At 66.6% G+C, this 6,472-nt stretch carries 6 protein-coding genes and 1 pseudogene; 2 read left to right on the top strand and 5 right to left on the bottom strand.

The window, feature by feature from the left end; all coding sequences use genetic code 11:
• Window positions 1-949, bottom strand: a pseudogene (locus AC1DYM_RS16135) (acetyl-CoA hydrolase/transferase C-terminal domain-containing protein); the annotation flags it as partial.
• A 38-nt stretch (window positions 950-987) separates the two neighbouring features.
• Between AC1DYM_RS16135 and AC1DYM_RS16130 the strand changes: the two are divergent.
• Entirely contained in the window at window positions 988-2,451 is a 1,464-nt protein-coding gene (locus tag AC1DYM_RS16130) for a phospholipase D-like domain-containing protein (RefSeq protein WP_477340004.1), read from the top strand.
• 92 nt (window positions 2,452-2,543) lie between these two features.
• Here the strand turns inward: AC1DYM_RS16130 and AC1DYM_RS16125 are convergent, their stop codons facing one another.
• From AC1DYM_RS16125 to AC1DYM_RS16115, 3 genes are read right to left on the bottom strand one after another with little or no spacing between them, the layout of a single operon-like run.
• Window positions 2,544-2,837: a DUF6587 family protein gene (locus AC1DYM_RS16125; RefSeq protein ID WP_477340002.1), complete on the bottom strand. Its 294-nt coding sequence runs from the start codon at window positions 2,835-2,837 to the stop codon at window positions 2,544-2,546.
• Window positions 2,834-4,681 (bottom strand): ferrous iron transporter B, encoded by a 1,848-nt coding sequence (feoB, locus tag AC1DYM_RS16120; protein ID WP_477340000.1) that lies wholly within the window; start codon window positions 4,679-4,681, stop codon window positions 2,834-2,836. Before feoB ends, AC1DYM_RS16125 begins: the two co-directional genes overlap by 4 nt.
• Window positions 4,678-4,923 carry a FeoA family protein gene (locus AC1DYM_RS16115; protein WP_046966652.1) on the bottom strand — a complete coding sequence of 82 codons (246 nt, stop codon included), beginning with the start codon at window positions 4,921-4,923 and terminating at the stop codon, window positions 4,678-4,680. Before AC1DYM_RS16115 ends, feoB begins: the two co-directional genes overlap by 4 nt.
• Window positions 4,924-5,065: 142 nt before the next feature.
• Between AC1DYM_RS16115 and AC1DYM_RS16110 the strand changes: the two genes are divergently transcribed.
• Window positions 5,066-5,851, top strand: a complete 786-nt coding sequence (locus tag AC1DYM_RS16110; RefSeq protein ID WP_477339997.1) for an enoyl-CoA hydratase-related protein — start codon at window positions 5,066-5,068, stop codon at window positions 5,849-5,851.
• Between the two features lie 138 nt (window positions 5,852-5,989).
• On the opposite strand, the gene AC1DYM_RS16105 is transcribed toward AC1DYM_RS16110, so the two are convergent.
• Entirely contained in the window at window positions 5,990-6,472 is a 483-nt protein-coding gene (locus AC1DYM_RS16105; protein WP_046966650.1) for a glutathione peroxidase, read from the bottom strand.

Below are 6,472 nucleotides of genomic sequence, written 5' to 3'. Positions count from 1 at the left end.
GCATGAAGCCGTCCATGACCATCTCGCTGGCCCCGTACAGCCCACGCAGGAAAGGTTTGCCGCCACCCCAGGCCGCGAGGTAGCGGTGCGTCGCACCGGTTCCGTCCAGCGCGGTCAAACCCTCGTGCCACGAGGCATTCTGCTCATGGCGGAGCAACGCGGCGCGGACCAGGGCATCGGACAAGGCGCCGATGCCGATCTGCAAGGTCCCCTCGTCCGCGATGAGCGCGCTGGCGTGCATCCCCAGCGCAAACTCGGCCGGTTCGATCGGCGAGCGTGGCAGCGCGAAGAGCGGCGGCGACACCGGCGGCGTCACCAGGCGATCGAACATGTCCTCCGGCGCCTCGGCGTGGCCACTCACATACGGCATGTCCGGATGCGCCACCGCGACACACAACGGCTTGGGCTTACCGGCCCGCGCCACGTTATCCAGGAAGTCAAAGCTCAGGTCGGGGTTGGACGAGAGGCTGATCCGGTCATCGCGCACGGCGACCAGCTGGACCAGCACATTGATATCCCGGTCCACCAGGTCGCGGGCGACATGCGTGTAGTTCTGGCTGATGTAATCGCGCTGGGCGGCGGATGACCCCAGCAACGCGCCGGACTGCATATAGAACTCGTGGACGTGCACGTTCGACGGCAGCGCGTCGCGCGCCTGGGCCAGTGCGTATTCCAGGTCTTCGTAGGCCGGGCCGAAATGGCGCTCGATGAAAGGGCCCGCGAAACGCGCTGCCAGCCCTTTGCCTGGGGACGGACGCGTCAGCGACAGCGCGGTGAAGAGCGTCAGTGAACGATCGTCACGGCCTTGTACAGCGCGGTAAAGCGCATTGAGCAAGCCGTGGGGCTTGCCAAGGCCGAGCGGCGCCGCGATGCGAGGGTGCCCGCCGCTGTGCGCGATGATCGCCTCGACAGCGGCAGCTGTGTCGTTGTCACACGGAATCGATGCCATGCGGGCGATCATGCCAGATGCCGATACACTCGACCCCCATGAACGTACGTCACCGCAGCACCGGATTCTCCAACCGCCTGTTCGCCGAGCAGGCGCTGAGCCGAAGCGCCGGCGCTCCGCTGATCGGCGGCAACGCCGTCGAACTACTGATCGACGCGCGCGCCCATTTCGACGCGTGGCTGGCCGCGATTGCCGCCGCCAAACGCCATGTGTTCCTCGAGAACTACATCATCCGTGATGACAGCATCGGCCAGGCGTTCCGTGCGGCGCTGATCGAGCGCGCTCGGGCCGGCGTCCTCGTTGCCGTCATCGGCGACTGGGTCGGTTGCCTCGGCCAGTCACGCGCCTCCTTCTGGAACGACCTCCGCGCCGCGGGCGGTCAGGTGCGGATCTACAACCCGCCGCGTCTGGGCAGCTCCTTCGGCTGGGTCAGCCGCGATCACCGCAAGGTGCTCGTCGTCGACGGCGAGGTGGGGTTTCTCTCCGGCGTCTGCCTGAGCGAGAAATGGCTGGGCGACCCGGGCCGGGACGTCCCGCCATGGCGCGACACCGGCGTCGTGATCCGCGGCCCGGCCGTTGCGGAAATCGAACACGCCTTCGCCGACAGTTGGCAACAGATGGGTGAGCCGCTGCCTGACGACGAACGTGTGCGACCGACCGCCGAGGCCAGCGATGCCGGCACGGTCTCGCTGCGCCTGATCGCCACGCAGCCCAGCACGGCCGGCATGTACCGACTGGACCAGATGGTCGCCGCCATGGCGACGAAGACGCTCTGGCTCACCGACGCGTATTTCGTCGGCGTCGCACCCTATGTGCAAGCGCTGGCCGCGGCGGCGCGCGATGGCGTGGACGTGCGCCTGCTCGTCCCGGGCAGCAGCGATATCCCGATGGTCGCCGGCATGTCGCGCTCGGGCTATCGCCCGCTGCTGAAGGCCGGCATCCGCGTGTTCGAATGGAACGGCTCGATGCTGCACGCGAAGACCGCCGTGGCCGACGGCCGCTGGGCGCGCGTCGGTTCGTCCAATCTCAACATCGCCAGCTGGCTGAGCAATCGCGAGATCGACGTGGCGATCGAGGACAACGGCTTCGCGGGGAAGCTCGAGGCGCAATACGAGGCCGACCTCGAAAACGCCACGGAAATCCTCCTGCGCGGGCGTCGCCGTCGCTCCGGCAACGAGCGAATGCGCGCCCGCGCGCCACGCCCGCCACGACCACGACACACCGGCGGCAGCTCCAGTCGCGCGGCAGCCGGCGCGCTACGCCTGGCCAACACGGTGGGCGCGGCCCTGACCGAACATCGCGTGCTTGGCGACACCGAAACCGGCCCGCTGCTCGCCGGTGCCATCACCGCGATCGTGCTGACCGTCTTCGCGATCCTGTGGCCGGCCGTGATCGCCTGGCCGCTCGCCCTGATCGGCGCCTGGTTTGCGGTGAACCTGTCAGTGAGCTGGTGGACGCTACGGCTGAAACGCAAACGCTCCGCACCCGATGAGAACAGGTAGGAGCCGATTCATCGGCGATTGGGTGCTTGCGGCAACCTGGCCCGCTGCCGCGGGATCGCCGATGAATCGGCTCCTACCCGGGCACATGCCGATCAGGCGCGGGGCTTGAAATGCAGGGGCTGGGCTTCGGTCTTCACCGGCGGTGTCGGCCCGCAGCTCCCGCAGGAACCGCAACCGTCGCCGCAGCTCCCGGTCGCAGCAGCAGGCTGCACGCGCCGGCCAAGCGAACGCACCACGGCCGACCGACCTTCATGATTGAGGCTGGCCGACACCCGCCCCATCACGCGGGTGGACGTCTTCGGCAGCAGCTTGCGGAAGGCCACGTACGCAGCGGCGATCACGACGAGCGCGATGATCACGCCCTGGACGATATCGAACGTGCTCATGAGAGCGCCCTTGCGATCTGGTAGGTGGCGAGCGAGGCGAGATAAGCCAGGCCGAACAGATAGCCGGCCGCGATCGCGACGTTACGCCAGGAATTGGTTTCGCGGCGGATCACCGCCAGCGTCGACATGCACTGCGGCGCGAAGACGTACCACGCCAGCAGCGACAGCGCGGTGGCCAGCGACCACTGGTGCGAAATCAGCGGACCGAGCTGTGAAGCAACGGCATCGTCGCTGCCCGACATGGCATAGACCGTACCGAGCGCAGCTACCGCCACCTCGCGTGCGGCGAGACCCGGCACCAGGGCGACGCAGATTTGCCAGTTGAAGCCGATCGGCGCGAACACGTATTCCAGCAGACGGCCCAGGCGGCCGGCGATGCTGTAATCGATCGCAGGCTGCGTCGCGCCAGCCGGCGCACCGGGGAACGTGGACAGGAACCACAGCAGCACGGTGAGCGCGAGGATGATGCCGCCAACGCGCTTGAGGAAGATCATCGCGCGTTCCCACAGGCCCAGCGCGATGTCACGCACGTTCGGCAGGCGGTACGACGGCAGCTCCATGATCAACGCGTGCTCGCTCTTGTCCTTGCGCAGGCGCTTCATCACGAAGGCGACGCCGAGCGCGCTGAAGATGCCGGCGAAGTACAGGGTGAACAGCACCACACCCTGCAGGTTGAACACGCCCCACACCGCACGATCCGGAATGAACGCGGCGATCAGCAGCGTGTACACCGGCAACCGCGCCGAGCAGGTCATCAGCGGTGCGACGAGGATCGTGGTCAGGCGATCGCGTGGATCCTGGATGCTGCGCGTGGCCATGATGCCGGGAATCGCACAGGCGAAGCTCGACAGCAGCGGAATGAACGCCCTGCCCGTCAACCCGACGCGGAACATCATCTTGTCGAGGAGGAAGGCCGCCCGCGGCAGGTAACCGGACTCCTCGAGCACGAGGATGAAGAGGAACAGGATCAGGATCTGCGGCAGGAACACCAGTACCGCGCCAAGGCCAGCGAAGACGCCATCGTTGAGCAGGCTGTGCAGGGCGCTGTCGCCGGGAAGGAATCCCGTCACCCAGGCACCGAGGCCGGTGATGCCGGCCTGGATGCCGTCCATCACAGGCTGCGCCCAGGAGAACACCGCCTGGAAGATGAAGAACATCAAGGTGGCGAGGATCAGCAGGCCGAATACCGGATGCAGTGCCCAGCGATCGATCGCGTCGTCGATGGCCGAGGTATCGCGCGGCAACGTCACCGTCTCGGCCAGGATCGAACGCACTTCGGCGTGCAGCTGCTCGATGCTGGCGCCGTCGACGGCGGCGGGAACGATCTCCGGAATGGACGCATCGACGCGGTCGATCAGTGCCTGCGCACCACCACGCTTGATCGCGATGGTCTCGACGACGGGCACGCCGAGCCGACGGGACAGCGCCGCGACATCGATGACCATGCCGCGACGGCGCGCGGCATCCATCATGTTCAGGGCGAGCACCACGGGCCGGCCCAGGCGACGGACTTCGAGCACGAAGCGCAGGTGAAGGCGGAGATTGGTCGCGTCCGCGACGCACACGATCAGGTCGGGCGCGGCTTCGCCCGGATAGCGACCGTGGCAGACATCGCGCGTGATCGCTTCGTCGGGACTGGTCGCATCGAAACTGTAGGCGCCCGGCAGGTCGAGCACATGTAACGTGCGCCCGGACGGAGCCGTGAAGCGGCCCTCCTTGCGCTCGACGGTGACGCCGGCGTAATTGGCGACCTTCTGACGACCGCCGGTGAGCTGGTTGAACAGCGCGGTCTTGCCGCAGTTCGGATTGCCGACCAGGGCGATGCGCAGCGACGTGGCGCTCATGCGACGCCGTCCACGGATACGTCCACCCGCGCGGCTTCCGTCTTGCGCAGGGCGAACCGCGTCGAGCCGATCTGGATCAGGAGGGGGTCGCCGCCGAGCGGGCCACGAGCCACCAGGCGAACCGGCTCACCCGAAACGAAGCCGAGATCGCGCAGGCGTTGGGCGATCGGATCGGCAGGATGGGCATCGGTAACGGTCTGGACCACGGCATGTGCACCTTTCGGCGCGTCTGAGAGGCGCACTGGGCTTACTCAAATAAGAACTGTTCGCATTATATGCCTTTAGGTTATGGCCTGCACATGAAGCAAGAAATCGCTGATAGCAACCTGACAGCAACGGCATGGCACACCGTATGATCGCGGCCTACGCATTCCGGAGAGACCGATGTCCGCCGTCGAACTGATCCGCGAGGGTTCCCTCGCCCGTCTGGTCATGAACCGCCCCGACGTCCACAACGCCTTCGACGATGGCCTGATTGCCGACCTGACCGCCGCGCTGGACGGGATCGAGGCCGATGACGGCATTCGCGCCGTGGTCCTGACCGGCGCGGGGGCGAGCTTCTCGGCAGGCGCCGACCTCAACTGGATGCGCGGCATGGCCAGCGCCAGCGAGGCGGACAATCGCGCGGATTCCCTGCGCCTGGCCACCTTGATGCGCCGCCTGCAGTTTCTTTCCAAACCGACCGTGGCCCGGGTCAATGGCGCGGCCTTCGGCGGCGGCGTGGGCCTGGTCGCCTGCTGCGATATCGCCATCGCCAGCGAGGGGGCGAAGTTCGCCCTGTCCGAGGTGAAGCTTGGCCTGGTACCGGCGGTGATCTCGCCCTATGTCATCGCCGCCATCGGCCTGCGCCACGCGCGCCGCCTGTTCATCACCGGCGAGGTCTTCGGCAGTGCCGCGGCCCTGGCGATGGGCCTGGTCCACGAGACCGTGCCCGCCGATGACCTCGATGCCGCCGTCGATCGGGTCGTTAGCCTGCTAGGCAAGGGCGGCCCGATCGCCCAGCACGAGGCCAAGCACCTGGCGCTTGGGATGGGCGGCATGGACGTCGAGGCCATGCAGGCGGTCGATGCGACCAACGCCGCCCTGATCGCCCGCCTTCGCGTGTCCGCCGAGGGTCAGGAAGGCCTCACCGCCTTCCTCGACAAGACCCAGCCATCCTGGCTGCGTTGATCATCGCGCTTTTGTGGGAGCCGATTTATCGGCGATTGGGTGTCCGGCTTCACCGCTCCGTTGGCTTTTCGCCGATGAATCGGCTCCCACATGTCCTCAATTCGCCGATGAATCGGCTCCTACCACCAGCAAGGAACCTCAGCCAAGGACCTTCGGTAGGTCCTTGCCGATCTTCTCCGGCGTATCCGTCGGCGCGTAGCGCTCGACCACCTGCCCGTCGCGGTCGATCAGGAACTTGGTGAAGTTCCACTTGATCCCTTCGGTGCCGAGCAGGCCCTTCTTTTCGGCCTTCATCCAACGGTACAGCGGATGCGCGTTGTCGCCGTTGACCTCGATCTTCGAGAACATCGGAAAGCTCACGTCGTAGGTGAGCGAACAGAAGTTGCGGATCTCGGCCTCGTCGCCCGGCTCCTGGTGGCCGAACTGGTCGCAGGGAAAGCCAAGCACCTCGAAGCCCTGTCCGGCGAACTGCTTCTGCAACTCCTCCAGGCCCTTGTACTGCGGCGTGAAGCCGCACTTGGACGCGACGTTCACCACCAGCAGGGCCTTGCCACGGTACTCGGCGAGCGAACGTTCGTTGCCGTCGATATCGCGGGCGGAAAAATCGTAGATGGCAGTCAT

This window comes from Luteibacter sp. P1_D3 (genome assembly GCF_056406135.1).
Note: the sequence above shows the minus strand (reverse complement) of the source record. Positions and strands in the feature narration are given on the sequence as shown.

What these genes read in the sequence shown, in the direction of transcription:
- AC1DYM_RS16130 (WP_477340004.1), top strand. Translation starts at nt 988, where the DNA reads ATGAACGTACGTCACCGCAGCACCGGATTCTCCAACCGCCTGTTCGCC.
- AC1DYM_RS16125 (WP_477340002.1), bottom strand. Translation starts at nt 2,837, where the DNA reads ATGAGCACGTTCGATATCGTCCAGGGCGTGATCATCGCGCTCGTCGTG.
- feoB (WP_477340000.1), bottom strand. Translation starts at nt 4,681, where the DNA reads ATGAGCGCCACGTCGCTGCGCATCGCCCTGGTCGGCAATCCGAACTGC.
- AC1DYM_RS16110 (WP_477339997.1), top strand. Translation starts at nt 5,066, where the DNA reads ATGTCCGCCGTCGAACTGATCCGCGAGGGTTCCCTCGCCCGTCTGGTC.
- AC1DYM_RS16105 (WP_046966650.1), bottom strand. Translation starts at nt 6,472, where the DNA reads ATGACTGCCATCTACGATTTTTCCGCCCGCGATATCGACGGCAACGAA.